The sequence below is a fragment of the Aureimonas glaciei genome, assembly GCF_014643375.1.
Classification (GTDB): domain Bacteria; phylum Pseudomonadota; class Alphaproteobacteria; order Rhizobiales; family Rhizobiaceae; genus Plantimonas; species Plantimonas glaciei.
On sequence record NZ_BMJJ01000001.1, the window covers coordinates 416,778 to 438,663 of the forward strand.

General features: G+C 69.1%; 23 protein-coding genes. 11 read left to right on the forward strand and 12 right to left on the reverse strand.

Annotated elements, in window-relative coordinates; translation table 11 throughout:
• The first annotated feature begins 63 nt into the window (after window positions 1-63).
• From mepA to IEX88_RS01950, 5 genes are all read left to right on the forward strand, one after another.
• Window positions 64-1,053, forward strand: a complete 990-nt coding sequence (mepA, locus tag IEX88_RS01930; RefSeq protein ID WP_188848863.1) for a penicillin-insensitive murein endopeptidase — start codon at window positions 64-66, stop codon at window positions 1,051-1,053.
• Between the two features lie 97 nt (window positions 1,054-1,150).
• A complete protein-coding gene (locus IEX88_RS01935; RefSeq protein WP_188848864.1) occupies window positions 1,151-2,182 on the forward strand; it encodes a glucokinase in 1,032 nt (343 codons plus the stop codon).
• 172 nt (window positions 2,183-2,354) lie between these two features.
• On the forward strand, window positions 2,355-4,151 hold the full coding sequence (locus IEX88_RS01940; protein ID WP_188848865.1) for an ABC transporter ATP-binding protein: 1,797 nt from the start codon (window positions 2,355-2,357) through the stop codon (window positions 4,149-4,151).
• A gap of 104 nt (window positions 4,152-4,255) precedes the next feature.
• Window positions 4,256-5,077, forward strand: coding sequence for a 4-hydroxy-tetrahydrodipicolinate reductase (gene dapB, locus IEX88_RS01945; RefSeq protein ID WP_373289544.1), 822 nt, complete (start codon window positions 4,256-4,258; stop codon window positions 5,075-5,077).
• Window positions 5,078-5,298: 221 nt separating this feature from the next.
• Window positions 5,299-5,919 (forward strand): 2,3-bisphosphoglycerate-dependent phosphoglycerate mutase, encoded by a 621-nt coding sequence (locus tag IEX88_RS01950; RefSeq protein ID WP_188848867.1) that lies wholly within the window; start codon window positions 5,299-5,301, stop codon window positions 5,917-5,919.
• A gap of 4 nt (window positions 5,920-5,923) precedes the next feature.
• Here IEX88_RS01950 and IEX88_RS01955 read toward each other — a convergent pair whose 3' ends face one another.
• The 3 genes from IEX88_RS01955 to IEX88_RS01965 form a co-directional block, all read right to left on the reverse strand.
• Window positions 5,924-6,538 carry an endonuclease III domain-containing protein gene (locus tag IEX88_RS01955; protein ID WP_188848868.1) on the reverse strand — a complete coding sequence of 205 codons (615 nt, stop codon included), beginning with the start codon at window positions 6,536-6,538 and terminating at the stop codon, window positions 5,924-5,926.
• Between the two features lie 59 nt (window positions 6,539-6,597).
• Complete coding sequence (locus tag IEX88_RS01960) at window positions 6,598-7,524, reverse strand: bifunctional helix-turn-helix domain-containing protein/methylated-DNA--[protein]-cysteine S-methyltransferase (protein WP_188848869.1); 927 nt, start codon at window positions 7,522-7,524, stop codon at window positions 6,598-6,600.
• A 147-nt stretch (window positions 7,525-7,671) separates the two neighbouring features.
• The gene (locus IEX88_RS01965; RefSeq protein ID WP_188848870.1) at window positions 7,672-8,211 is read right to left on the reverse strand and encodes a DUF2244 domain-containing protein; all 540 of its coding nucleotides are present in this window, start codon (window positions 8,209-8,211) and stop codon (window positions 7,672-7,674) included.
• On the opposite strand from IEX88_RS01965, the gene nth reads away from it, so the two are divergent.
• The gene (nth, locus tag IEX88_RS01970) at window positions 8,210-9,064 is read left to right on the forward strand and encodes an endonuclease III (protein ID WP_244639764.1); all 855 of its coding nucleotides are present in this window, start codon (window positions 8,210-8,212) and stop codon (window positions 9,062-9,064) included. The two genes, IEX88_RS01965 and nth, sit on opposite strands and share 2 nt — an antisense overlap.
• On the opposite strand, the gene IEX88_RS01975 is transcribed toward nth, so the two are convergent.
• Window positions 8,973-9,794, reverse strand: a complete 822-nt coding sequence (locus IEX88_RS01975; protein WP_188848871.1) for a sulfate transporter family protein — start codon at window positions 9,792-9,794, stop codon at window positions 8,973-8,975. The two genes, nth and IEX88_RS01975, sit on opposite strands and share 92 nt — an antisense overlap.
• Window positions 9,795-9,938: 144 nt before the next feature.
• On the opposite strand from IEX88_RS01975, the gene IEX88_RS01980 reads away from it, so the two are divergent.
• Complete coding sequence (locus IEX88_RS01980) at window positions 9,939-10,949, forward strand: adenosine kinase (RefSeq protein WP_188848872.1); 1,011 nt, start codon at window positions 9,939-9,941, stop codon at window positions 10,947-10,949.
• A 123-nt stretch (window positions 10,950-11,072) separates the two neighbouring features.
• Window positions 11,073-12,227 (forward strand): PQQ-dependent sugar dehydrogenase, encoded by a 1,155-nt coding sequence (locus IEX88_RS01985; protein ID WP_188848873.1) that lies wholly within the window; start codon window positions 11,073-11,075, stop codon window positions 12,225-12,227.
• A 97-nt stretch (window positions 12,228-12,324) separates the two neighbouring features.
• Here IEX88_RS01985 and IEX88_RS01990 read toward each other — a convergent pair whose 3' ends face one another.
• The 3 genes from IEX88_RS01990 to gshB all read right to left on the reverse strand — a co-directional run bounded on the left by IEX88_RS01990 (window position 12,325) and on the right by gshB (window position 15,614).
• Window positions 12,325-12,960, reverse strand: a complete 636-nt coding sequence (locus IEX88_RS01990; RefSeq protein ID WP_188848874.1) for a class I SAM-dependent DNA methyltransferase — start codon at window positions 12,958-12,960, stop codon at window positions 12,325-12,327.
• Window positions 12,957-14,489: a YifB family Mg chelatase-like AAA ATPase gene (locus IEX88_RS01995; RefSeq protein WP_188849282.1), complete on the reverse strand. Its 1,533-nt coding sequence runs from the start codon at window positions 14,487-14,489 to the stop codon at window positions 12,957-12,959. Before IEX88_RS01995 ends, IEX88_RS01990 begins: the two co-directional genes overlap by 4 nt.
• Before the next feature lie 174 nt (window positions 14,490-14,663).
• Window positions 14,664-15,614 carry a glutathione synthase gene (gene gshB, locus IEX88_RS02000; RefSeq protein WP_188848875.1) on the reverse strand — a complete coding sequence of 317 codons (951 nt, stop codon included), beginning with the start codon at window positions 15,612-15,614 and terminating at the stop codon, window positions 14,664-14,666.
• 141 nt (window positions 15,615-15,755) lie between these two features.
• Between gshB and IEX88_RS02005 the strand changes: the two genes are divergently transcribed.
• Complete coding sequence (locus IEX88_RS02005; protein WP_188848876.1) at window positions 15,756-16,004, forward strand: type II toxin-antitoxin system prevent-host-death family antitoxin; 249 nt, start codon at window positions 15,756-15,758, stop codon at window positions 16,002-16,004.
• Window positions 16,004-16,426 carry a type II toxin-antitoxin system VapC family toxin gene (locus IEX88_RS02010; protein ID WP_188848877.1) on the forward strand — a complete coding sequence of 141 codons (423 nt, stop codon included), beginning with the start codon at window positions 16,004-16,006 and terminating at the stop codon, window positions 16,424-16,426. Before IEX88_RS02005 ends, IEX88_RS02010 begins: the two co-directional genes overlap by 1 nt.
• An 8-nt stretch (window positions 16,427-16,434) precedes the next feature.
• On the opposite strand, the gene IEX88_RS02015 is transcribed toward IEX88_RS02010, so the two are convergent.
• Genes IEX88_RS02015 through rph form a run of 5 tightly spaced genes read right to left on the reverse strand, consistent with a single transcriptional unit; the run spans window position 16,435 to window position 20,421 of the window.
• Window positions 16,435-16,821 carry a YraN family protein gene (locus IEX88_RS02015; protein WP_188848878.1) on the reverse strand — a complete coding sequence of 129 codons (387 nt, stop codon included), beginning with the start codon at window positions 16,819-16,821 and terminating at the stop codon, window positions 16,435-16,437.
• A gap of 4 nt (window positions 16,822-16,825) precedes the next feature.
• A complete protein-coding gene (gene rsmI, locus IEX88_RS02020) occupies window positions 16,826-17,791 on the reverse strand; it encodes a 16S rRNA (cytidine(1402)-2'-O)-methyltransferase (RefSeq protein ID WP_188848879.1) in 966 nt (321 codons plus the stop codon).
• Between the two features lie 8 nt (window positions 17,792-17,799).
• Window positions 17,800-19,017 carry a radical SAM family heme chaperone HemW gene (hemW, locus tag IEX88_RS02025; RefSeq protein WP_188848880.1) on the reverse strand — a complete coding sequence of 406 codons (1,218 nt, stop codon included), beginning with the start codon at window positions 19,015-19,017 and terminating at the stop codon, window positions 17,800-17,802.
• A gap of 7 nt (window positions 19,018-19,024) precedes the next feature.
• Complete coding sequence (locus IEX88_RS02030; protein ID WP_188848881.1) at window positions 19,025-19,693, reverse strand: non-canonical purine NTP pyrophosphatase; 669 nt, start codon at window positions 19,691-19,693, stop codon at window positions 19,025-19,027.
• A gap of 11 nt (window positions 19,694-19,704) precedes the next feature.
• Window positions 19,705-20,421, reverse strand: a complete 717-nt coding sequence (rph, locus tag IEX88_RS02035; RefSeq protein WP_188848882.1) for a ribonuclease PH — start codon at window positions 20,419-20,421, stop codon at window positions 19,705-19,707.
• Between the two features lie 241 nt (window positions 20,422-20,662).
• On the opposite strand from rph, the gene hrcA reads away from it, so the two are divergent.
• Window positions 20,663-21,763, forward strand: coding sequence for a heat-inducible transcriptional repressor HrcA (gene hrcA, locus IEX88_RS02040; RefSeq protein WP_188848883.1), 1,101 nt, complete (start codon window positions 20,663-20,665; stop codon window positions 21,761-21,763).
• Window positions 21,764-21,886 lie beyond the last annotated feature (123 nt).

Consider the following 21,886-nt stretch of genomic DNA (forward strand, 5'->3'; position numbering starts at 1 on the left):
CACGAAACCGCCGCATCGGCTGTGGCAGGGTTCGGCCGAGGGTTCGCACGGGGTTTGAGTTCGATGAAGCTTGCATATGTCGCGGCGGTGTTGCTGGGCACGGGCCTTGCCTGCCTGCCGGCCGCCGCGCAGAGCGTTCCGGCGAAGCAGCTGTTCGGGGCCATGGAGCGGCCGGCGGCGCTGCCGAGCGAGAGCCTCGGCTCCTATGCCAAGGGCTGCATCGCCGGCGCCGTCGCTTTGCCGGCGGACGGCCCGACCTGGCAGGCCATGCGCCTGTCGCGCAACCGCCGCTGGGGCCATCCGAGCCTCGTGGCCTTTTTGCAGGATTTTTCGCAGCGCGCGTCCGCGGCCACCGGCTGGCCGGGGCTCCTCGTCGGCGATCTCAGCCAGCCGCGCGGCGGCCCGATGGCCTCGGGCCATGCCTCGCACCAGATCGGGCTCGACGTCGACATCTGGGCCCAGCCGATGCCGGCCCGCCGCCTGTCGCCGGAAGAGCGCGAGGACTTTCCCTTCCGCTCGGTCCTCAAGCGGGGCAGCCTGCATGTGGATGAAGGCCGCTGGGACGACCGTTACGGCGAAGTGATCAAGCTCGCCGCCGAAAGCCGCAAGGTGCAGCGGATCTTCGTGCATCCCGGCTTGAAGGAAAAGCTCTGCCGGATCGCCGGCCGCGACCGCGCCTGGCTTTCGAAGGTCCGGCCGATGTACGGGCACGACGAGCATTTTCACATCCGCCTGTTCTGCCAGCCCGGCTCCACCGGCTGCACGCCGCAGGCGCCGGTGGCCGAGAAAGACGGCTGCGACGAACTCGACTACTGGTTCAACGTCGCGCTGAAGCCCGCCAAGCCCAGCGCCAAGCCGCCGAAGCCGCGGGCGCCGATGACCATGGCGGCGCTGCCGCGCGCCTGCCAGACGGTGCTGGCGGCCATGGACGGCGGATCGCGCCAGGTTGCGCCGACAGCGCCGACGCTCGCGGCCATGGCGCCGGTCGGTGCTGCATCCTTTCCGGACCTGCCGACGTCCGTGCCGATTCCGGCCCCGCGCCCGCTGCCTTGATCCCCGGGCTGGCGCCCGAGGACCGTCCGGCCTTTGCTTTCGACGCCATAATGCGGTAACCGGCAGCCGACTATAAATCGATTGAAACAGGTGGTGCATGTCCCTGACCCTCGACAGCGGCCAAGCGTTGAAGTTTCCGATCCTGGTCGGGGATATCGGCGGGACGAATGCGCGGTTCGCGATCCTCATCGATGCCTTTGCCGATCCCAAGACCTTTCCGGTCGCCCAGACCGCCGACTACGCCACGCTCGACGACGCGATCCAGGCCTGCGTGCTCGACAAGACTTCGCTGCAGCCGAAATCGGCGGTGCTGGCCGTGGCCGGCCCGATCGACGGCAACGAGATCGACCTGACCAACTGCCCCTGGGTGGTGCGGCCGCGCGCCATGCTAGAGACGCTCGGTCTCGACGAGATCATCGTCCTCAACGATTTCGAGGCGCAGGCGCTGGCCGTATCGTCCCTGCCGGAGACGTCGCGCCGCAAGATCGGCGGCGGCACCCCGCATGAGGGCGCCAGCCGTGTTGTCGTCGGACCGGGCACGGGCCTGGGCGTCGCCGGTCTCGTCCGGGCGCGCAAGATGTGGATCCCTGTCGCCGGCGAAGGCGGCCATATCGACCTCGGGCCCCGAACGGAACGCGACCGGGCGATCTGGCCACACCTGAAGACCATCGAGGGCCGCGTCTCGGCCGAGCAGGTCCTGTGCGGCCGCGGCCTCGTCAATCTCTACGAGGCGATCTGCCGGGCCGACGGCATCGAGCCGGTGCGCGTCGATCCCGCCGAGATCACCGAGGCGGCGATGACGCCCGGCGACCCGCAATCGGCCGAGGCCGTCCAGCTGTTCTCGACCTATCTCGGCCGCGTCGCCGGCGATCTGGCGCTGATCTTCATGGCGCGCGGCGGCGTCTACATCGCCGGCGGCATCTTCCAGCGCCTCCTGCCGATGGTGAAGCCCGAGGCCCTCCGGCAGGCGTTCGAGGACAAGGCGCCGCACGCCGCCCTGCTGCAGGGCATCCCGCTCTACGTCATCACCGAGCCGCTGGCGGCGCTGACGGGCCTGGCCACCTTCGCCCGCTCCCCGCGCTTCTTCGGCATCGAGACGACGGGCCGGCGCTGGACCGTTTCGGCCTGACGTCAAAGCCGGCGCTTGCTGCGTCGTCAGCGCCGGCGTGGCGACACGAGACACGGGGATCGGGCGATCCGCATCCATCGTCCGGCGCGCCGGCGCGGCCTCGTGCCATAGGCAGGGGCGGCTCGACGGTCTATAGACGCCCGAACGACAGTTCCGATCGGCGAAGCCCAGCGTGAAAAAGCAGAAGATCTCCCTGACCGACGTGCATGAGCGCGGCCTCGTGCTGCGGCTCTTGAAGCGCGTCTTCGCCGAGAACGGCCGCGACTATCTCGGCCAGTATGCCGTCGCCGTCGCCTGTCTCGTCGTGGTGTCGGCGGCTACCGCCTTTCTCGCCTGGATCATGCGCGACGTCATCGACAAGATCTTCGTCGAGCAGAACCGCGCCATCCTGTTCACGCTGCCGCTGGCCGTCTTCGCCTCCTTCCTGGTGCGCGGCATCGCCACCTATTTCCAGGGCGTGATCCTGTCGCGGATCGGCAACAACATCGTGGCGCGCTACCAGCGCCGGCTGTTCGCCCATCTCACCGAACTCTCGGTCGACTTCTTCGGCGAGAACCGGTCGGCGCATCTGGCCGCGCGCATCAACCAGAATGTCTCGGGCATCCGCGACACTCTGAACCTCACCGTCACCTCGATCGCCCGCGATCTCCTGACCCTCGTCTTCCTGATCGGCGTGATGATCCTGCAGGATCCGGTCCTGTCGGCGATCGCGCTTCTGGCCGGCCCGCCCGTCGCCTGGATGATCGCGAGCCTCGCCCGCAAGCTGCGCGTCGCCACGCGCCAGTCGATCGACCTGAACGCCCGCGTGCTCGCCTCGATGCAGGAGACGGCCCAGGGCATCACCGTGGTGAAGGCCTTCACCATGGAGGAGACGCTGCGGGCCCGGATCGAGACGCTGATTCTCGCCGCCGAGGAGCGCTCCAACCGGATCGCGGCGATCACCGAACGCTCCGGTCCGGTCACCGAGACGGTCGCCGGCGTCGCCATCGCCGCGGTCATCGGCTATTCCGGCTACCGCGCCATCGAATACGGCTATTCCCCCGGCTCGATGTTCGCCTTCATCACCGCGCTGCTGCTCGCCTACGATCCGGCGCGGCGGCTGGCCAAGCTGCAGGTGCAGCTGGAGCGGGCGCTGGTGAACGCGCAGATGATCTACGAGATCCTCGACCTCAAGCCGCGCCAGCCCGACGCGCCGGGCGCCCCGACGCTGAATGTCAGCCGCGGCGAGGTCGTCTTCGACAAGGTCGTCTTCGGCTATCATCCGGGCGAGCCGGTGCTGAAGGGGCTGAGCTTCACGGCGCCTGCCGGCGCCACGACGGCGCTGATCGGCGCCTCCGGTGGCGGCAAATCGACGGTGATCGCTCTCCTGCAACGCTTCTACGACAGCTGGGAAGGCCGCATCCTCGTCGACGGGCAGGACATCGCCGGCGTGACCAAGGCTTCGCTGCGCGGCAACATCGCCTATGTCTCGCAGCAGCCCTACCTGTTCGAGGGCACGATCCGCGACAACATCCGCTATGGCCGCCCGGACGCGACCGATGCCGAGATCGAGGCGGCGGCCGAGCTTGCCCAGGCGACGGAATTCATCCGGACGCAGCCCAAGGGGTTCGACACGCCGCTCGGCGAGAATGGCACGAGCCTCTCGGGCGGTCAGCGCCAGCGCCTGTCGATCGCCCGCGCGCTGGTCCGCAACGCCCCGATTCTGCTCCTCGACGAAGCCACGTCCGCCCTCGATACGCGTTCCGAGACGCTGGTGCAGGCGGCGCTGGAGAGTGTGATGAAGGGGCGCACGACAATCGTCGTGGCGCATCGCCTGTCGACCATCGCCTCGGCCGATCAGATCCTCGTGATCGATGGCGGCGAGGTGGTGGAGCGGGGAACGCATGGCGAGCTTCTCGCCCGCAAGGAAGGGCTCTATTCTTCCTTCCACGGCATGCAGGGCGCCGGGACAGCGACCGGCTCGCCCTGAGCACGATCGCGGCAGGCGGATGCGGGCGTAGGCAAGACGATGGCAGCGGACGCGGCAGGCGCGTCGACGCGGCCGGCCGGAGAGAGGGGCGGAAGATGAACGCGATGAGGCTGGTGGTGGTCGGCGCCGCAGGGCGGATGGGCCGGACGCTCGTGGCGCTGATCAAGGAGACGGACGGGGTCGTGCTGCATGCCGCCGTCGAGCGTTCCGGGGCCCTCGCGCTTGGGCTCGACGCCGGCATTCTCGCCGGCGCGGGGCATCTCGGCCTTAGCGTCGGCGAGGATCTCGATGCCGCGCTCGCGGGTGCCGACGGCATCATCGACTTCACCGCCCCGGCAACCAGCGTCGCCCTGGCCGCACGCGCCGCAGAGGCCGGCCTCGTCCACGTCATCGGCACCACCGGCTGCTCGGCCGAGGACGATGCGGCGATCGCCCGCGCCGCGGGGCAGGGCGCTCGGATCGTCAAGTCCGGCAATATGAGCCTCGGCGTGAACCTTCTCGCCGGCCTCGTCGAACTCGCCGCCAGGGCGCTGCCGGCGGCAGGCTTCGATATCGAGATCGCCGAAATGCATCACCGCCACAAGGTCGACGCGCCCTCCGGCACGGCGCTGCTCCTCGGCCATGCCGCCGCCGCCGGGCGCGGCGTCGATCTCGGCGATGTCGAGGTGCTGTCGCGCCAGGGGCACACGGGCGCCCGGCCGCCCGGCGCCATCGGCTTTGCCGCGCTGCGCGGCGGCTCGGTAATCGGCGAGCACAGCGTCATCTTCGCCGCGGACGGCGAGCGGCTGGAACTCGTCCACCGCGCCGAGGACCGCTCGATCTTCGCCCGCGGCGCCCTGCGCGCGGCGCTCTGGGCGCGGGAACGGCCGGCCGGGCTCTACACCATGCAGGACGTCCTCGGGCTCTCCGCGCCCCGGCCGGGTTGAAGCGTCCGGGAGCCGGCGACGGGCCTTTCCGCACCACCCATCGCCGGGCTTATCATCCTGATTTTGCCGAGCAACTTGCCCGAGGCTGACGTCTCCAGGGCGGGCCGTGCCGAGCCTCTTCCATCTTCGCCCGGGTTGCGTCACAAGGCATTGGCGACTGCCGCGCAACGGTTCGAGAGTACGACGGCCGCGACCCACCGACACCATCCCGGGAGCCCCTGATGACCCGTACCCTTGTCCTCGTCCGCCACGGCCAGAGCGAGTGGAATCTGAAGAACCTCTTCACCGGCTGGAAAGACCCCGACCTGACCGACAAGGGCATCGAGGAGGCCCGCATCGCCGGCCACCGCCTGAAGGAATACGGGCTGCATTTCGGCACCGCCTTCACCAGCGAGCTGTACCGCGCTCAGCGCACGCTCAGCATCCTTCTGGAAGAACTCGGCCAGCCGCACATTCCCACGGTCCGCGACGCCGCGCTGAACGAGCGCGACTATGGCGACCTCTCCGGCCTCAACAAGGACGATGCCAGGGCGAAATGGGGCGAGGAGCAGGTGCTGCTCTGGCGCCGCTCCTACGACATCGCCCCTCCCGGCGGCGAAAGCCTGAAGGACACCGGCGCCCGCGTCTGGCCCTTCTACATCCACCGCATCCTGCCCAAAGTGCTGTCGGGCGACAACGTCGTCGTCGCCGCGCACGGCAATTCGCTGCGGGCCCTGGTGATGGCGCTGGAAGGCATGTCGCCGGCCGACATCGTCGCCGAGGAAATCTCCACCGGCATCCCTATCGTCTACCGGCTGAACGCCGATTCGACCGTGGCCGAGAAGACCGTCCTCAGCCACTGAGGTTCTACGCCGGTTCGCCGTCACCCCGCGTGGCGGCGAACCAGCGGCAGAGGTCGGCGAGAAAACACGTCTCGCACTGCGGCCGCCGCGCCGTGCAGACGGCCTTGCCGAACTGGATCAGCCAGAAGTGCCCGTCGCGGCGGGCGAAGCCGGGTGCGTCCCGCTCCAGCTGCCGCGCGGTCTCGTCGGCGGTCCGCGCCTCCGTGAGGCCGAGCCGGTTGGCGACGCGGAAGACATGCGTGTCGACCGCGATGACGTCCTGGCCGTAGGTGAAGCTGAGGACGATGTCGGCGCATTTGCGCCCGACGCCCGGCAGCGCCATCAGCCCCTCGCGCGTCGCCGGCACGTTTCGGTCCAGACGTTGGGTGAGGTCGCCGCAGAGGCGGACGATGTTCCTCGCCTTCATGTTGTAGAGGCCGCAGGGCTTGATCGCCCGGGCGATCGCGGCCTCGCCGAGAAGCAGCATCGCGTCGGGCGTATCCGCCAGCGCGAACAGGCGCTCCGTCGCGAGCGCGGTGTTGGCGTCGCGGCTCTGGGCCGAAAGCATGCAGGCGACGACCGAGCGGAACGGATCCGGCTGGTCTTTCGGCCCCTTGGCCGTCGCGGTGCGGCCCGGCATCTCAGCTTCGAGCCGCCGGAACGCCTCCGCACTCTCCGCCGCGGTCAGACGGCCCCGGCTCACGCCCGCGCCAAAACCCCGGCCTCCCAGCCCAGCATGGCGCGTTTGCGGGCGATGCCCCAGTGATAGCCGGTGAGCGCGCCGGATTTGCCGACGACGCGGTGGCAGGGGACGACGAAGGAGATCGGGTTTCGCCCGACCGCCGCGCCGACGGCCCGCGCCGCCTTGGGCACGCCGACGGCGCCCGCGACCGTCGAATAGGTCGCCGCCCGGCCGACCGGAATGGTCAAAAGCGCCTGCCAGACGCGGATCTCGAAATCCGTGCCGATCAGGATGATCTGCAGGGGCCGGTCCTCCAGCCACTCGCTCGGCCGGAATACGCGGCCGGACAGTGGGGCGATGCGTGCATCGTCGCGGACGAAGCTGGCCATCGGCCAGCGCCGCAGCATGTCCTGGAAGGCGATCACGTCACCCGCCTCGCCGCCCTCGGAAAAGCCGATGCCGGCGAGCCCCCGGTCGGTCGCCACGACCAGCGCGCGGCCGAAGGGTGATTCGTCGAAGCCGTAGACGAAGTCGATGCCCGCGCCGCGCGCCTTGTAGAGGCCCGGCGACATCGCCTCGTGCTTGACGAAGAGATCGTGCAGCCGCGACGGGCCGGACAAGCCGACATCGTAGGCGGCGTCGAACAGCGTCGCGCCGTCGCCGAGGAGCCGGCGGGCATGGTCGATCGTCACCGCCTGCAGGAAAGCCTTGGGCGACAGGCCGGCCCAGCGCTGGAACAGCGCCTGCAGCGCCTCCGGCTCGAGGCCGACCGCCCCGGCGATGGCCGCCAGGGACGGCTGGTCGCGGTACTCCGTCGAGATGAACTCGATCGCGCGGCGGACGATCCCGTAGTCGGTGTCGGCATCCGCGGGGGTGCCCTCCGCGGCGTGGAGGATCGGCGCACGGCGCGCCTGCGGCAGGGTCGCTGCGATGATGCTGGACATGGAGAACCTCGTCTGTTGTCCCGATCACAGCAGGGGACGGCCTGCAGCGCCACCCGTTTTCCGGAACAGGTCGGTTCCGGCCTCACGGGCTGTCGATCTCCTGGGGAAAAGAGGGCATCCCTCTGTCGGATCTCCCGCGCGACCCGCCTAGCTTCGGCGGGCCGTGGCGAGGGCCTCGCCGAAGGCGGTGGCAAAGCTCTCGCGGTCGTCCGGGTTGAGAAAGCCGCCGATCTCCGTCGTCCGTCCCTGGCCGGTGACGGCCATGCGGGTGATGCCGATCTCCGCGTGCCGGGCGACGCGGAAGCGCGCCCAGAACGGGTTGTAGTGGCTCTCCTCAACCTTTCCCTTCGGCGAGGTCTTGCGCACCAGGAGATCGGTGCGCGAGACCGACACTTCCTCGCGCGCCTGCGCCGCCCGGTAGCTCGCGCGGAAAGCCACGAAGACGAGGAGGACGTCGAGCCCGAAGAAGCCGAAGACCGGCCAGGCGCCCTTGAGGAGAAAGCCGACGCCGGTGACGAGGCTGACGGCGCCGACGAACAGCATCAGGTTGCGGAAACCGCTGCGCCCAAGAGAGCGGTGCGGCACCAGCAGCGCCCGGAACAGCGGGGCGTCGGCCGCCGTCTCGTCGGGCGAAGCCGCGCCGGTCGGCGACGTGTCGGAAAGGCTGCCGGAGGCGTTGTCATCCATGGGCTCTGCTCGCTATGTCGTCAGCATGGCAGAAAACATTCCCCCCGCCAAACCATCCGCCAGCCCCGTCGCCCGCGGCCGATCGCCCCGCCCCGTCGCCGTGGCGGCTGCGGGCAGTGCGGCGCCGCGCCGGCGCATCCCCTATACCAAGGCCGCCATTGCGGAGATTTTCCGGCGCTTCGAGGTGCAGCGGCCCGAGCCGCGGCCGGAACTGGAATTCTCCAACCCCTTCACGCTGCTGGTCGCCGTCGTGCTCTCGGCCCAGGCGACGGACGTCGGCGTCAACAAGGCGACGCGCGGCCTTTTCGCTGCCGCCGACACGCCGGCTAAAATGCTGGCGCTCGGCGAGGACGCGGTGCGCGAGCACATCCGCACCATCGGCCTCTACCGCAACAAGGCGAAGGCCGTCGTCGCGCTGTCGCGCCTTCTCGTCGAGCAGCATGGCGGCGAAGTGCCGCCGGACCGCGCGGCGCTGGAGGCGCTGCCGGGGGTCGGCCGCAAGACCGCCAATGTCGTCCTCAACACCGCTTTCGGCCAGCACACGCTCGCCGTCGACACCCACATCTTTCGCCTCGGCAACCGGCTGAAGCTCGCCCCGGGCACGACGCCCGAGGCGGTGGAACAGGGGTTTTTGAAGATCATCCCGCCAGAATACCTGCGCCATGCGCATCACTGGCTGATCCTGCACGGGCGCTATGTCTGCAAGGCGCGCAAGCCGGAATGCGCGATCTGCGTCATTGCCGATCTCTGCAAGGCCGCGGTCAAGACGACGGATGTTCCGGCGCTGCTGGTGCCGATCCCGGACGGGCCCTTTCCGTCGGAACCGGGACCGCCGGCCCCGCCGATCGCGTGACGCCCTCGGCCCGGCGTGCCGGCGGCAGGCCGCCATCGCGCGCGGCCACGCGCTGGTGCAGGTGCACCATCAGAGCCGCGGCAAACAGCGGCGTCAGCAGGTTGACGAAGGGCACGGCGAGAAAGGCGGCGATGACGAGGCCGGCGAGAAACACCGTGCCGGCATGGCGGCTGCGCAGCGCCTTCGCCTCGGCCTCCGGCCGGTAGCGCAATGCGGCGAATTCGAAATATTCCCGCCCGAGGAGGTAGCCGTTGACGAGGAAAAAGGCGGCGAGGTTGATGCCGGGGATCAGCAGCAGGAACAGCGCCAGAAGATTGCCGAGGATGACGATGCCGAAGAATTTGACCGACATCACCAGACCCGCGACGAAGGGCTGCGCTTCGCCCGGCCGCACCGCCGGATAGCTCTCGCGCTCCACCACTTCCGCGACGTCGTCGAGGAAGAGGCTGGCGATGACCGCCGAGATCGGGCCGATGAGGAAGGCGAGGAGCACCGCCAGCGCGAGGCCCGCGACCCAGCCGGCCACGGTGCCGAGACCATCGATCCAGGCCGGCAGGTCGGGAAAGAGCCCGGTCAAGAGAGGCAGGATCCAGGTTTCGAAACCGGCGCCGAGCGCGAACCAGAGCGCGATGAGGACCACGAGCGTCAGTCCGAGCGATTTCCACAACGCGGCCCGGAACGGCGCGGAGAGGATGTCGCGCAAGGCGCGGCTGGCGGAGGCGAGGATCATGGATGGGCTCCCTTTGCTTCCGGCAGATAGGCGTCGACGCCCCGGCCATCAATCCCGGCGCGCCGGCTCCCCTGCCGCCGTCGAACGCTCGTCATGGCGGGCCAAAGCCGCTATGAGGCGACAGGAACCATTCCCGGAGTTTTCATGACCGACTACGACGTCCTGACGATCGGCAACGCCATCGTCGACATCATCGCGCAGACTGATGACGCCTTCCTCGCCACCCACGACGTCCAGAAGGGTGGCATGACGCTGATCGACACGGCGCGCGCGCGCCAGCTCTACGATGCCATGGGACCGGCGGTCGAGACCTCGGGCGGCTCGGCCGCCAACACGGTCGCCGGCGTCGTCAGCCTCGGCGGCACCGGCGCCTATATCGGCAAGGTTTCGAGCGACGAGCTCGGCACCATCTTCACCCACGACATCCGCGCCCAGAAGGTGCGCTTCGAGACCGGGCCGCTGGCTGGCGACCCGCCGACGGCGCGCTCGATGATCCTCGTCACCCCGGACGGCGAGCGGTCGATGTCGACTTTTCTCGGCGCCTGCGTCGAGCTCGGGCCCGACGACATCGACGAGGCGCTCGTGGCGGCGGCGAAGGTGACCTATTTCGAGGGCTATCTCTGGGATCCGCCGCGCGCCAAGGAGGCCATTCGCAAGGCCGCCCAGATCGCCCATGCGAACGGGCGCCAGGTCGCCATGACGCTGTCGGACGCCTTCTGCGTCCACCGCTACCGCGACGAGTTCCTGGAACTGATGCGCTCGGGCACGGTCGACATCGTCTTCGCCAATGAGAGCGAGGCGCTGGCGCTCTATGAGACCGAGGATTTCGACCTGGCGCTGGAGAAGCTCGGCGCCGACACCAAGGTCCTCGCCGCCGTCACGCGCAGCGAAAAGGGCTGCGTCATCGTCGAGGGGGAGACGCGCATCCCGGTGGCCGCCGTGCCGCTCGCCCGCCTGCTCGACACCACCGGCGCCGGTGACCTCTTCGCGGCGGGCTTCCTGCGCGGCTACACCGCCGGCCTGACGCATGCCGACAGCGCGGCCCTGGGCGCCATCGCGGCCGGCCACATCATCGAGCAGATCGGTCCGCGTCCGCAGCAGGCGCTGAAGCTTCTGCCGGCGGCCGCCGCCATTTTGGCAGCCGTTCCCGCCTGACGGATCGGTGAGCGCGGCGTCGTCTCCGGACGCCGCGCCATCACGTTGACGTCAGAATGCTTGGCCTTCCCACAGCGCGACCCGACCTTGTCTCTCGGACACCATCCCCCGAGGAGACCCACGATGACACCGACGCGCTATTTGGCCGCCCTTGCCGCCGCCAGTCTTCCCACCACAGCTTTTGCGGTCGACCAGGTCGTTCAGAGCGAGGCCGGCGATCTCCAGGTCACCACGCTGGCCGAGGGGCTGAAGTCGGCCTGGGGGATGGAATTTCTTCCTGACGGCTCGCTCATCGTCACCGAGAAGGGCGGCACGCTGCGCCTGGTTTCGGCGGACGGAACCGTCGGCCCGGCCATCACCGGCGTGCCGGACGTGGATGCCGGCGGCCAGGGCGGGCTTCTCGACGTCGCGCTCGACCCCGACTTCGCCTCCAACCGCTTCGTCTATCTCACCTATTCCGAGGAGGGCGACGGCGGCAACTCGACCGCCGCCGGCCGCGGCGTGCTCTCGGACGACGGCACCCGGCTCGAAGGTTTCGAAAAAATCTTCACCCAGCTGCCGAAATACGACGGCAACAAGCATTTCGGCTCGCGCATCGTCTTCGATCGCGAAGTGCATCTCTTCCTCGGTCTCGGCGAACGCTCCGACACGCCCATCCGCGAAGGGGCCCAGAAGCTCGACAACCACCTCGGCAAGGTGATCCGGATCAACCGCGACGGCTCGGTGCCGGACGACAATCCCTTTGTCGGCGAGGCCGGCGCCCTGCCGGAGATCTGGTCCTACGGCCAGCGCAACATCCAGGGCGGCGCGCTTCACCCCGAGACCGGCGAGGTCTGGTTCTCCGAGCACGGCCCCAAGGGCGGCGACGAGGTGAACGTGGTCGAGGCCGGCAAGAATTACGGCTGGCCGCTGGTCTCCTACGGCGTCAACTACAACGGCACGCCGGTCGGCGAGGGCCGGGCCGAGGGCGAGGGCCTGACTCAGCCGGTGCACCAGTGGACACCGGTCATCGGCGCATCGGGCATGGCGTTCTACACCGCCGACGCGGTTCCCCAGTGGCAGGGCAGCGCCTTCTTCGGCGGCCTCGCCAGCCGCGACCTCGTGCGCGTCGCCTTCGACGGCCGGAAGGTCACGGGCGAGGAGCGGCTCCTCGGCGATCTCGGCCAGCGCATCCGCGACGTGAAACAAGGCCCCGACGGCGCGCTCTACGTGCTGACCGACGGCGCCGGGGGCGAGATCATGCGCGTCGCCCCGGTGGCCGCGGAAGGCAAGAGCTGATCCGTCCCGCGGATGGGCCCGGGGCGGCGGGCGGTCGCCCTCCCGGGCTGGAGATTGACCTCCCGGGCCGAAGATCGACGGGGACTTGGAAAGGCCGTCACCGCTTCGCGGCTGTCCAGACCCTGTGGTTGTCGCCCGCCGGTTCGTCGAAACAGCAGGACACGTTCACAAATTCATGCTCGGCGAGGAGGTCGCGATATCCGGCCTCGTCGAGACTCCAATAGCGGAAGGGCGTGCCGAACATGTCTCCGGTCACGCTTCCGCAACTTGGCCCGGAGGTGAAGATGAGCCGGCCGCCGGGCAGCAGCCATTTGCCGAAGCGCTTCAGCATCCGGGCCTGATCGGCCTGCGTCAGGTGAAAGAGACTGTCCCAGGCGATGATGGCATCGAACGGTTCGGCCGGCTCGAATTGCCGCATGTCGCAGCAACGGACCGGCACCGTGGCATATCGGCGGGAGAACAGCGCCAGCATGGCCGCCGACCCGTCGACGCCCTGGATTCGGCATCCCCGCGCCAGGAGGGGAGCCAGACCGAGATGCCCGCTGCCACAGCCGCAGTCGAGCACCGCCGCGCCGGCCGGGAGAACGGCGGCCAGTTCCTCGAAGAGCCGCCATTCCCACGGTTTCGGCCCCCGTGCCGCATCGAACCGGTCGGCGATCGCGTCATAGCCGAGGCTGGCGGATGCTTCCCCTTGCGCTGGTTCCCCTGGCGCTGGCTCGCCGTCGCGCCTCATGCCGCGACGGCGCGCCTCTCACCCGCCATGCGGTAGGCGATCGCCTCGGCGAGATGGACCCGCCGCACCGTCTCCTCGCCCTCGAGATCGGCGAGCGTGCGGGCGACCTTGAGGATGCGGTGGTAGGCCCGGGCCGAGAACTTCATCTGCTCGGCCGCGTCGCGCAGCAGGCGCGCGCCGCCCTCGTCGGGCGCGGCCACCGTCTCGATCAGCGCGGCCGAGCACTGCGCGTTGAGGGTCGTCGAGGCAAGGCCGAGGGCCTCGTAGCGCCCGGCCTGCAGTGTGCGCGCCGCGGCGACGCGCGCCTTGACCGTCGCCGAGGTCTCCGCCGGGGCGGGCCGGATCAGGTCGAAGGCGGTGACGGCGGGAACGTCGACCCGGAGGTCGATGCGGTCGAGCAGCGGGCCGGAAAGGCGGGCCTGGTAGTCCGCGGCGCAGCGCGGCCCGCGCGGGCAGGAATGCCCCGGCTCGCCCGCCATGCCGCAGCGACAGGGGTTCATCGCCGCGATCAGCTGGAACTGCGCGGGATAGGTGACGCGGTGATTGGCCCGGGCGATCACGCTCTCGCCGCCCTCCAGCGGCTGGCGCAGCGAGTCGAGGACGGCCGGGTGGAACTCAGGAAACTCGTCGAGGAAGAGGACGCCGCGATGGGCGAGCGAGACTTCTCCCGGCCGGGCCCTCAGGCCGCCGCCGACCATGGCCGCCATCGAGGCGGAGTGGTGCGGGGCGCGGAACGGCCGCCGGTCCGACAGCTTGCCGCCCGCCAGTTCGCCGGCGATCGAGGCGATCATCGACACCTCCAGAAGCTCCCGCGGGCTCAGACTCGGCAGGATCGAGGGCAGGCGCTGCGCCAGCATCGACTTGCCCGAGCCGGGCGGGCCGATCATCAGGAGGTTGTGGCCGCCGGCCGCGGCGACCTCGAGGGCGCGCTTGGCGACGATCTGCCCCTTGATCTCCGACAGGTCGGCGCCGCCCTCCGGCCCGCTGCGGATCGCCGGCTCCGGGCGGCCGAGAACCTGCGTGCCGCGAAAATGATTGGCCAGCTGGATCAGACTGCGCGGTGCGACGATCGGCATGTCGGCGCTGGCCCAGGCGGCCTCCGAGCCGCAGGCGGCAGGACAGATGAGGCCGAGGCCAATCGCGTTGGCGCCCATGGTCGCCGGCAGGACGCCGGCGACGGCGGCGATCATGCCGTCGAGCGAGAGCTCGCCGACGACGACGAAGCCGGCCAGCGCATCGGAGGGAAGGGCGCCGAGCGCCGCCATCAGGCCGAGCGCGATGGCAAGGTCGTAATGGCTGCCCTCCTTGGGCAGGTCGGCCGGGGCGAGATTGACGGTCACCTTCTTCGGCGGCATCGACAGGCCGGAGGCGTGCAGCGCCGCTTGGACCCGCTCCCGGCTCTCGGCCACCGCCTTGTCGGCGAGGCCGACGATCTGCATGCCCATCTTGCCCGGCGCGATCATCACCTGGACATCGACGGGGATAGCCTCGACCCCCTGGAAAGCAACCGTCTTCACCCGCGACACCATGCCGGCGCCCCCAAACCGCCCGCGCTGGCGCGCGGGCAACCCCGTGAATGTTCTCCTAACGTCATCCTATCTTACGTTAAGAGATAAAACAAGAACGAGAAGGGAACAAAACCAGCCGAATCGGTTATGCGGAAAATTCGTGACGAAAGATGAAAAGCAAATTAACTTTGCCTGTCAGCGACCGGTGCCGACCCTCGCCTCGATCGCATCCCAGAGAAGGCTGGCGATATCGGCGCCGCCAAAACGCTTGACCTCGCGAATGCCGGTCGGCGAGGTGACGTTGATCTCGGTCAGATAGTCGCCGATGACGTCGATGCCGACGAAGAGGAGGCCGCGCTCCTTCAGCGACGGACCGATGCGGGCGCAGATCTCGCGCTCGCGCTCCGTCAATTCGGTCGCCTCGGCCCGGCCGCCGACATGCATGTTGGAGCGCGCGTCGGTTTCCGAGGGCACGCGGTTGATCGCGCCGGCGAATTCGCCGTCGACGAGGATGATGCGCTTGTCGCCCTGGCGCACGTCGTTGAGATAGCGCTGCACGATGAAGGGCTCGCGGAAGAGCAGCGCGAAGGTCTCCATGAAGGAGGTGAGGTTGCGGTCCTCCTTGGTGATGTGGAAGACGCCGGCGCCGCCATTGCCGTAGAGCGGCTTCATCACGATCTCGCCGAACTCGGCACGGAAGGCGGCGACCTCCAGCGGGTCCTTGGTGATCAGCGTCTCCGGCATCAGGTCGGGAAACTCGGTGACGAAGATCTTTTCCGGCGCGTTGCGCACCGAGGCCGGGTCGTTGACCACAAGCGTCTTCGGATGCACGCGCTCGAGAATATGCGTCGAGGTGATGTAGGCCATATCGAAGGGCGGATCCTGGCGCAGCAGGACGACGTCCGTGTCGGCGAGGTCGATCTTCTCCTGGGGGCCGAGGGTGAAGTGGTTGCCCTCCTCCTCGCGCAGGGTCATCGGCTCGGCCCGGGCCGTGGCCCGGCCGTCGCGCATCGACAGGCGGTCCGGCGTGTAGTGGTAGAGGCTGTGTCCGCGCCGCTCGGCTTCGAGCGCCAGGGCGAAGGTGGAATCGCCCTTGATCGAGATCGACGAGACATGGTCCATCTGGACCGCGACGGTAAGGGCCATGGGGCGCTCCTTCGGGCATCGGGAGATGGGGAGGTAGCCGGGAAGCGGGCCGCTGGCAATCGCGCCGGCGGTGAACGGTCGCGGCGGATGTGCTACACCACGGACGATCATCCCCCGGCGGCTTGGGCCAAGGAGGCGCATATGGACTGGCGCATGAAGGATGCCGAGACCCGGATCGGCGAGATCATCGACCGGGCCCTCAACGAGGGACCGCAGACGATTGTCCGCGAGGGTGAGGCGGTGGTGGTCGTGAAAGCGGCTGATTTCGCCCGGCGGGGCGGCCAGCGGTCCGACATCAAGAAGGCCCTCTTCGAGGGTCCTTCACTGGAGGGGCTCGACCTGTCGAGAGACAAGTCGCTGCCGCGGGAGGTGGACTTCGGGGACATCTGATGCCGCGCTTCCTGCTCGACACCTGTGTCCTATCCGAAATTCGCCATCCGAACGGCGATCAGGCGGTCAAGATAGCTGTCGATGCGATCGATGACCGCGATCTCTATGTCAGCGTGATCTCCTTTGGCGAGATCCGCAGAGGCATCCTGATGTTGCGCGAGGGTCGGCAACGCGCGACCCTGACCGACTGGGCCGAAACTCTTGAGAGCGTCTTGGCCACGCAAACGCTTGATGTCGATCTTGCCACGACTCGGCTCTGGGCAGAACTGACGGTGGAAGCCCGAAAGCGGGGCCGGCAGATTCCGACCGCAGATGGGCTGATCGCGGCGACCGCCCTTCGCCACGGGTTGACGGTCCTGACGCGGAACATCCGCGACTTCGCGCCGACGGGCGTCCCGACGGTCAATCCCTGGTCGTCATAGCCTTATCTCTACCGCCCCCGCCACGCATCTTGCACATGCACCGGCCAGCGCCGCGGCAGCACGGCGACGATGTCGAAGCGCAGGCTGAGGCGGGCATGGTCCTTCTGGCGAGCGAGCCAGAGGTCGGCGGCGCGCTCGATGCGGCGCTGCGTGTCCGGCCCGACGGCGTCCATCGCTTCTTCCAGCGTCGGGCGCGCCTTCACCTCGACGATGGCGACGAGGTCGCCGCGGCGGGCGATGAGGTCGATCTCGCCGAGCCGCGTGCGATGGCGGACCGCGAGGATGCGAAAGCCCTTCAGGCGAAGCGCCCAGGCGGCGAAAAACTCGCCGCGATGGCCGCGGGCGAAGCGCCGGCGGCGTTCCTCCGGTCCTCGAGGCGCCGCCGGCCGCGCCATGGCGCTAACGCGGCGCCTTCAGAGCCAGGGCTCTGGCGTAGAGGTCGCGGCGCGGCAGGCCGGTGAGGCGCGCGGCCTCCTGCGCCGCCTGCGTCGGCTTCATCTCCTGGAGCAGCCCGGTCAGAATAGCGTCGGTGTCTTCAAAACTCGCGGCCGCCTCCGCCGGCGGCGGCGCGATGCAGACGACGATCTCGCCGCGCACCCGCTCCATCGCCGCGAACTCCGCCGCCAGCGCCGACAGCGTGCCGCGGTAGATCGTCTCATAGGCCTTCGTCAGCTCGCGGCAGACGGCGGCCGGGCGGTCGGCGCCGAAGACGGTGGCCATGTCGGCGAGCGCGTCCGCAATGCGGTGCGGCGCCTCGAACAGGACGAGCGTGCCGGGAATGCGCGTCAGTTCCGTCAGCCGCGCCCGCCGCGCGCCCTGCTTCTGCGGGGTGAAGCCGGCAAAGAAGAAGGCATCGGACGGCAGGCCGGAGGCCAGAAGCGCCGCCATCACCGCCGAGGCCCCGGGAATCGGGATCACCGGGATACCGGCCTCGATCGCCTGGCCGACGAGCCGGAAGCCGGGATCGGAGACGAGCGGCGTGCCGGCGTCGGAGACCAGCGCGACACTTTTTCCGGCGACGAGTTCGGCGAGAAGGCCCGCGCCCGATTCCTCGGCATTGTGCTCGTGATAGGGCGTCATCCGCCGCTTGATGCCGTAGCGCGACAAAAGCGTCGCGGTGACGCGCGTGTCCTCACAGGCGAGCCGGTCGGCGCCCCCGATCACTTCCAGCGCCCGCAGCGTGATGTCGGAGAGATGGCCGATGGGCGTCGCCACGAGATAGAGCGCGGGCTCCGGCCGGTGCCCGGAAAATTCGCGGTCGCGGACGCGAAAGCCGAGGCTGGCATCGCCGCCCGCGGGGATCGCGTCGATCTCGGGCCTGTCGGGAATTTCCGCCGGGTCGGCGTCGTCAGAAATGTCGCTCATGCCCTGTTCTAGCAGAGATCGGCGACGACGGCGTCCAGCACCAGCATGCCGGCGGGCGTGGCGCGAAGGCGATCGGGGCCGAGGCGCTCGACCATGCCGTGCGCCTTCAGATCGGCCTCGCTGACCGGGTCGATGTCGCGGCCGGTGAGCCGGCGCCAGCGGGCGAGGTCGATGCCCTCGCTGAGGCGCAGCCCCATCAGCAGCAGCTCGTCCGCTTCCTCGGATGGCGACAGCGTGTCGTCGGTGACGATGCCGTGGTCCCAGTCCTCGACCATTTTCAGCCAGGTTTCGGGATGGCGCTCGGTGGCGATCGCCTGGCGCCCGTCCGGGCCCATCAGCCGCCCATGCGCGCCTGGGCCGACGCCGGCATAGAGGCCGTAGCGCCAGTAGGTGAGGTTGTGGCGCGATTCCGCACCCGGCACCGCATGGTTGGAAATCTCGTAGGCCGGCAGTCCGCGCGCGGCGGTCAAAGTCTGCGTCGCTTCGTAGAGCGCGGCCGACAGCTCGCCGTCCGGCACCGGCAGCTTGCCGGCCTTGCGCAGGGCGTAGAAGGGCGTGCCCTCCTCGATGGTCAGCTGGTAGAGCGACAGATGGTCGGCGGCCATGTCGATCGCCTGGGTCAGCTCGGTCTCCCAGGCCTCGACGGTCTGGCCGGGACGGGCGTAAATCAGGTCGAAGGACAGGCGCGGAAAGATCTCGCGGGCAAGGCCAATCGCCTGTTTCGCCTGGTCGACATTGTGCAGCCGGCCGAGGAATTTGAGGTCCCGGTCGTTCAGCGCCTGGACGCCGAGCGAGACGCGGTTGACGCCGGCGGCGCGATAGCCTCGGAAACGCTCGGCCTCGACGCTGGACGGATTGGCCTCCAGCGTGATCTCGGCATTCGCGTCGACCGTCCAGGCGGCGGCGATCGCGTCGAGGATGGCGCCGACGGTGCGCGGCTGCATCAGCGAGGGCGTGCCGCCGCCGAGGAAGATCGAGGTCACCCGTTCGCCGGGCGAGCGCTTCGCCATCTCCGCGATCTCGCGCGTAAACGCCGCGGCATAGCGTTCCTGGTCGATCGCCTGGTGGCGGACATGGCTGTTGAAGTCGCAGTACGGACATTTGGCCGCGCAGAACGGCCAGTGCACGTAGACGCCGAAACCCGGCTCGCGCGCCACGGGCGGAAAGCTGCGGACCGTCGCGGTCGGGGCAGCAAGGGCCGGCGGCGGGGCGGGAAACTCGGTCATCCCACGCTCATCCGGCCGGAAGAGCAGCAGGGCGAATTCCCTCGGGAAAGGCTTTGGTCACGAGCTTCTGCACCGAGCGGGCGCGGTGCGACAGCGGCCCCGGCGCGGTCCAGATCGAGCCATGCTTCTCCGCCGCGGTCATTTCGCCATAGGTGCGCGTCTCGCCGTCCGGCATGAACACAGGATCGTAGCCATAGGACATCTCGCCGTGCCGTCCCGGCCAGACCAGCGTGCCCCGGCGCTCGCCGAGATATTCCTGGGTGTGGCCGTCGGGCCAGGCGAGGCAGAGCAGCGAGACGAAGGTCGCGCCGCGCTGGTCGGAGCGGGTCGCGCCGGCCTGCTGCAGCTTCTCCTCGACGAGGCGCATGGCCATCGACCAGTCACGATTGGGACCGGCCCAGTCGGCCGTATAGACGCCGGGTTCCCCGCCCAGCGCATCGACGCAGAGGCCGGAATCGTCAGCGAGCGCCACCTCGCCGGCGGCCGTCGCCGAGGCCAGAGCCTTGATGCGGGCGTTCTCGACGAAGGTCGTGCCGGTCTCCTCGGGCTCGGGCAGGCCGAGCTCGCCGGCGGTCACGAGTTCGATGGCAAGGCCCCCGAACAGGAAGTCGAGTTCGCGGATCTTGCCCTTGTTGTGGCTGGCGACGAGAAGCCTATTGCCGTCGATCCTGCGCATCTCAAAATCCCTCAGGCGATCGCCTGGCGCTGCAGTTCCACCAGCGTGCCGATGCCGCCCTTGGCGAGCGCGAGCAGGCTCGCCAGCTCCGCTTCGCTGAACGGCTCCTTCTCGGCGGTGCCCTGGATCTCGACGATGCCGCCGCGACCGGTCATGACGAAATTGGCGTCGGTGTCGGCCGCCGAATCCTCGAGATAATCGAGGTCGAGCACCGGCTCGCCCTTGTAGATGCCGCAGGAGATCGCCGCGATGTGGTCCTTCAGGACCTTGGAACGCGTGACCATGCCGCGACCCTCCATCCAGGCGAGGCAGTCGTTGAGGGCGACGAAGGCGCCGGTGATGCCGGCCGTGCGGGTGCCGCCATCGGCCTGGATGACGTCGCAGTCGATGGTGATCTGGCGCTCGCCGAGCGCTTCGAGGTCGACGACGGCGCGCATCGAGCGGCCGATCAGCCGCTGGATCTCCTGCGTGCGGCCGGACTGCTTGCCGCTCGAGGCCTCGCGCCGCATGCGGTCGCCGGTGGCGCGCGGCAGCATGCCGTATTCGGCCGTCACCCAGCCCTTGCCGGAATTCTTCAGGAAGGGCGGCACGCGCTCCTCGAGGCTGGCCATGCACAGGACGTGCGTGTTGCCGAACTTGACGAGGCACGAGCCTTCCGCGTGAAGCGAGACGCCGCGTTCGAGCGAGACGGCGCGCAATTCGTCATTGGCGCGTTTGGAAGGCCGCATGGTTCAGATCCTGTCGTCGATATGCCGTGTGGGCGCTTGGCTCGTGCGATTCCCATCGAACCGGCCTTTAACCACGCCGGAGGGGGTGGCGCAAAATAATTCCGGCAACAGGATCCTGAAAGCGGGTGACGGCCCCTCCCGCTTGGGGCCGCCGCACGGCGACGCCGGCTTTCCGCATCGTCGGCCTTGGACAGTTTCTTCAACCCCCGTATAGTGATGGGCGATGTTGAGAGAACGACCGATGAACGAGTTCAGACTTCCCGCACCGGATTTCCCCGCGATGCTGGACGAGCGGTCGCGGCACATCTTTCGCCTGATCGTCGAATCCTATCTCGACCTCGGCGAACCCGTCGGCTCGCGCGCTTTGTCGAAGCTGCTGACGACGGCCCTGTCGCCGGCCTCGGTGCGCAACGTGATGAGCGATCTGGAGACGCTCGGCCTCATCTACTCGCCCCATGTCAGCGCTGGCCGCATGCCGACCGAACTCGGCCTGCGCTTCTTCGTCGACGCCTTTCTCGAGGTCGGCGACCTGCCGCAGGGCGAGCGCGAGGCGATCGAGGAAAAGGTCAAGGCGACCGGCGACCTCCGGCCCTTCGACTCGCTCCTTACCGAGGCGAGCCAGCTGTTGTCGGGCCTGTCGCGCGGCGCCGGCCTGGTTCTGACGGCCAAGGCCGACATGCGGCTGAAGCACATCGAGTTCATCCGCCTGGAGGCGACGAAGGCGCTGGCCGTCCTCGTCGGCGAGAACGGCGACGTCGAGAACCGCGTCATCGACCTGCCCTCGGGCGTCACTGCCGCGCAGATCGTCGAAGCCTCGAACTTTCTCAACGCCCATGTCGTCGGCCGCACCCTCGGCGAGGCGCGCGACCGGGTGCAGGCGCTGAAGGACGAGGCGGCGACGGCGCTCGACATCCTCAGCCAGGGCCTGGTGGAAAAGGGCCTCGCGGTCTGGTCGGGCGCCGCCGCCGGCCAGCCGGCGCGCCTCATCGTGCGCGGCCGCGCCAATCTCCTCGAAAACGTCACGGCGTCGGACGACCTCGAACGGCTGCGGCTCCTGTTCGACGAGCTGGAGACCAAGAGCGGCATCATCGAACTCTTGGATCTCGCCGAAACCGGCAATGGCGTCCGAATCTTCATCGGCTCGGAGAACAAGCTGTTCTCGCTGTCGGGCTCCTCGCTCGTCGTCGCGCCCTACAGCGACGGCGAGCAGAAGATCATCGGCGCCGTCGGGGTGATCGGACCGACGCGGCTGAACTATCGCCGCATCGTGCCGATGGTCGACTACACCGCCCGCCTCGTCTCGCGTCTCCTGGCCCAAGGCGCCGCGGCGCGGCGCTCGTGACCTGATCCGGCACCCGGGGAGGGCCCGCGACAGCGCGGCGCGGCCCGATGGAATCGCCGCAAGCCTTGATTTTCCGCTCGCCGCATTCGATATCCGCGGCACAGCACATGCAACGATCCCTTC

What these genes read in the sequence shown, in the direction of transcription:
- IEX88_RS01990 (WP_188848874.1), bottom strand. Translation starts at nt 12,960, where the DNA reads ATGAGGCGCGACGGCGAGCCAGCGCCAGGGGAACCAGCGCAAGGGGAA.
- IEX88_RS01960 (WP_188848869.1), bottom strand. Translation starts at nt 7,524, where the DNA reads ATGTCCAGCATCATCGCAGCGACCCTGCCGCAGGCGCGCCGTGCGCCG.
- IEX88_RS02015 (WP_188848878.1), bottom strand. Translation starts at nt 16,821, where the DNA reads ATGGCGCGGCCGGCGGCGCCTCGAGGACCGGAGGAACGCCGCCGGCGC.
- hemW (WP_188848880.1), bottom strand. Translation starts at nt 19,017, where the DNA reads ATGACCGAGTTTCCCGCCCCGCCGCCGGCCCTTGCTGCCCCGACCGCG.
- IEX88_RS01950 (WP_188848867.1), top strand. Translation starts at nt 5,299, where the DNA reads ATGACCCGTACCCTTGTCCTCGTCCGCCACGGCCAGAGCGAGTGGAAT.
- IEX88_RS01980 (WP_188848872.1), top strand. Translation starts at nt 9,939, where the DNA reads ATGACCGACTACGACGTCCTGACGATCGGCAACGCCATCGTCGACATC.
- rsmI (WP_188848879.1), bottom strand. Translation starts at nt 17,791, where the DNA reads ATGAGCGACATTTCTGACGACGCCGACCCGGCGGAAATTCCCGACAGG.
- hrcA (WP_188848883.1), top strand. Translation starts at nt 20,663, where the DNA reads ATGAACGAGTTCAGACTTCCCGCACCGGATTTCCCCGCGATGCTGGAC.
- gshB (WP_188848875.1), bottom strand. Translation starts at nt 15,614, where the DNA reads ATGGCCCTTACCGTCGCGGTCCAGATGGACCATGTCTCGTCGATCTCG.
- IEX88_RS01935 (WP_188848864.1), top strand. Translation starts at nt 1,151, where the DNA reads ATGTCCCTGACCCTCGACAGCGGCCAAGCGTTGAAGTTTCCGATCCTG.
- nth (WP_244639764.1), top strand. Translation starts at nt 8,210, where the DNA reads ATGGGCTCTGCTCGCTATGTCGTCAGCATGGCAGAAAACATTCCCCCC.
- IEX88_RS01975 (WP_188848871.1), bottom strand. Translation starts at nt 9,794, where the DNA reads ATGATCCTCGCCTCCGCCAGCCGCGCCTTGCGCGACATCCTCTCCGCG.
- rph (WP_188848882.1), bottom strand. Translation starts at nt 20,421, where the DNA reads ATGCGGCCTTCCAAACGCGCCAATGACGAATTGCGCGCCGTCTCGCTC.
- IEX88_RS01985 (WP_188848873.1), top strand. Translation starts at nt 11,073, where the DNA reads ATGACACCGACGCGCTATTTGGCCGCCCTTGCCGCCGCCAGTCTTCCC.
- dapB (WP_373289544.1), top strand. Translation starts at nt 4,256, where the DNA reads ATGAGGCTGGTGGTGGTCGGCGCCGCAGGGCGGATGGGCCGGACGCTC.
- IEX88_RS02030 (WP_188848881.1), bottom strand. Translation starts at nt 19,693, where the DNA reads ATGCGCAGGATCGACGGCAATAGGCTTCTCGTCGCCAGCCACAACAAG.
- IEX88_RS01965 (WP_188848870.1), bottom strand. Translation starts at nt 8,211, where the DNA reads ATGGATGACAACGCCTCCGGCAGCCTTTCCGACACGTCGCCGACCGGC.
- IEX88_RS02005 (WP_188848876.1), top strand. Translation starts at nt 15,756, where the DNA reads ATGGACTGGCGCATGAAGGATGCCGAGACCCGGATCGGCGAGATCATC.
- IEX88_RS01955 (WP_188848868.1), bottom strand. Translation starts at nt 6,538, where the DNA reads ATGCCGGGCCGCACCGCGACGGCCAAGGGGCCGAAAGACCAGCCGGAT.
- IEX88_RS02010 (WP_188848877.1), top strand. Translation starts at nt 16,004, where the DNA reads ATGCCGCGCTTCCTGCTCGACACCTGTGTCCTATCCGAAATTCGCCAT.
- IEX88_RS01995 (WP_188849282.1), bottom strand. Translation starts at nt 14,489, where the DNA reads ATGGTGTCGCGGGTGAAGACGGTTGCTTTCCAGGGGGTCGAGGCTATC.
- mepA (WP_188848863.1), top strand. Translation starts at nt 64, where the DNA reads ATGAAGCTTGCATATGTCGCGGCGGTGTTGCTGGGCACGGGCCTTGCC.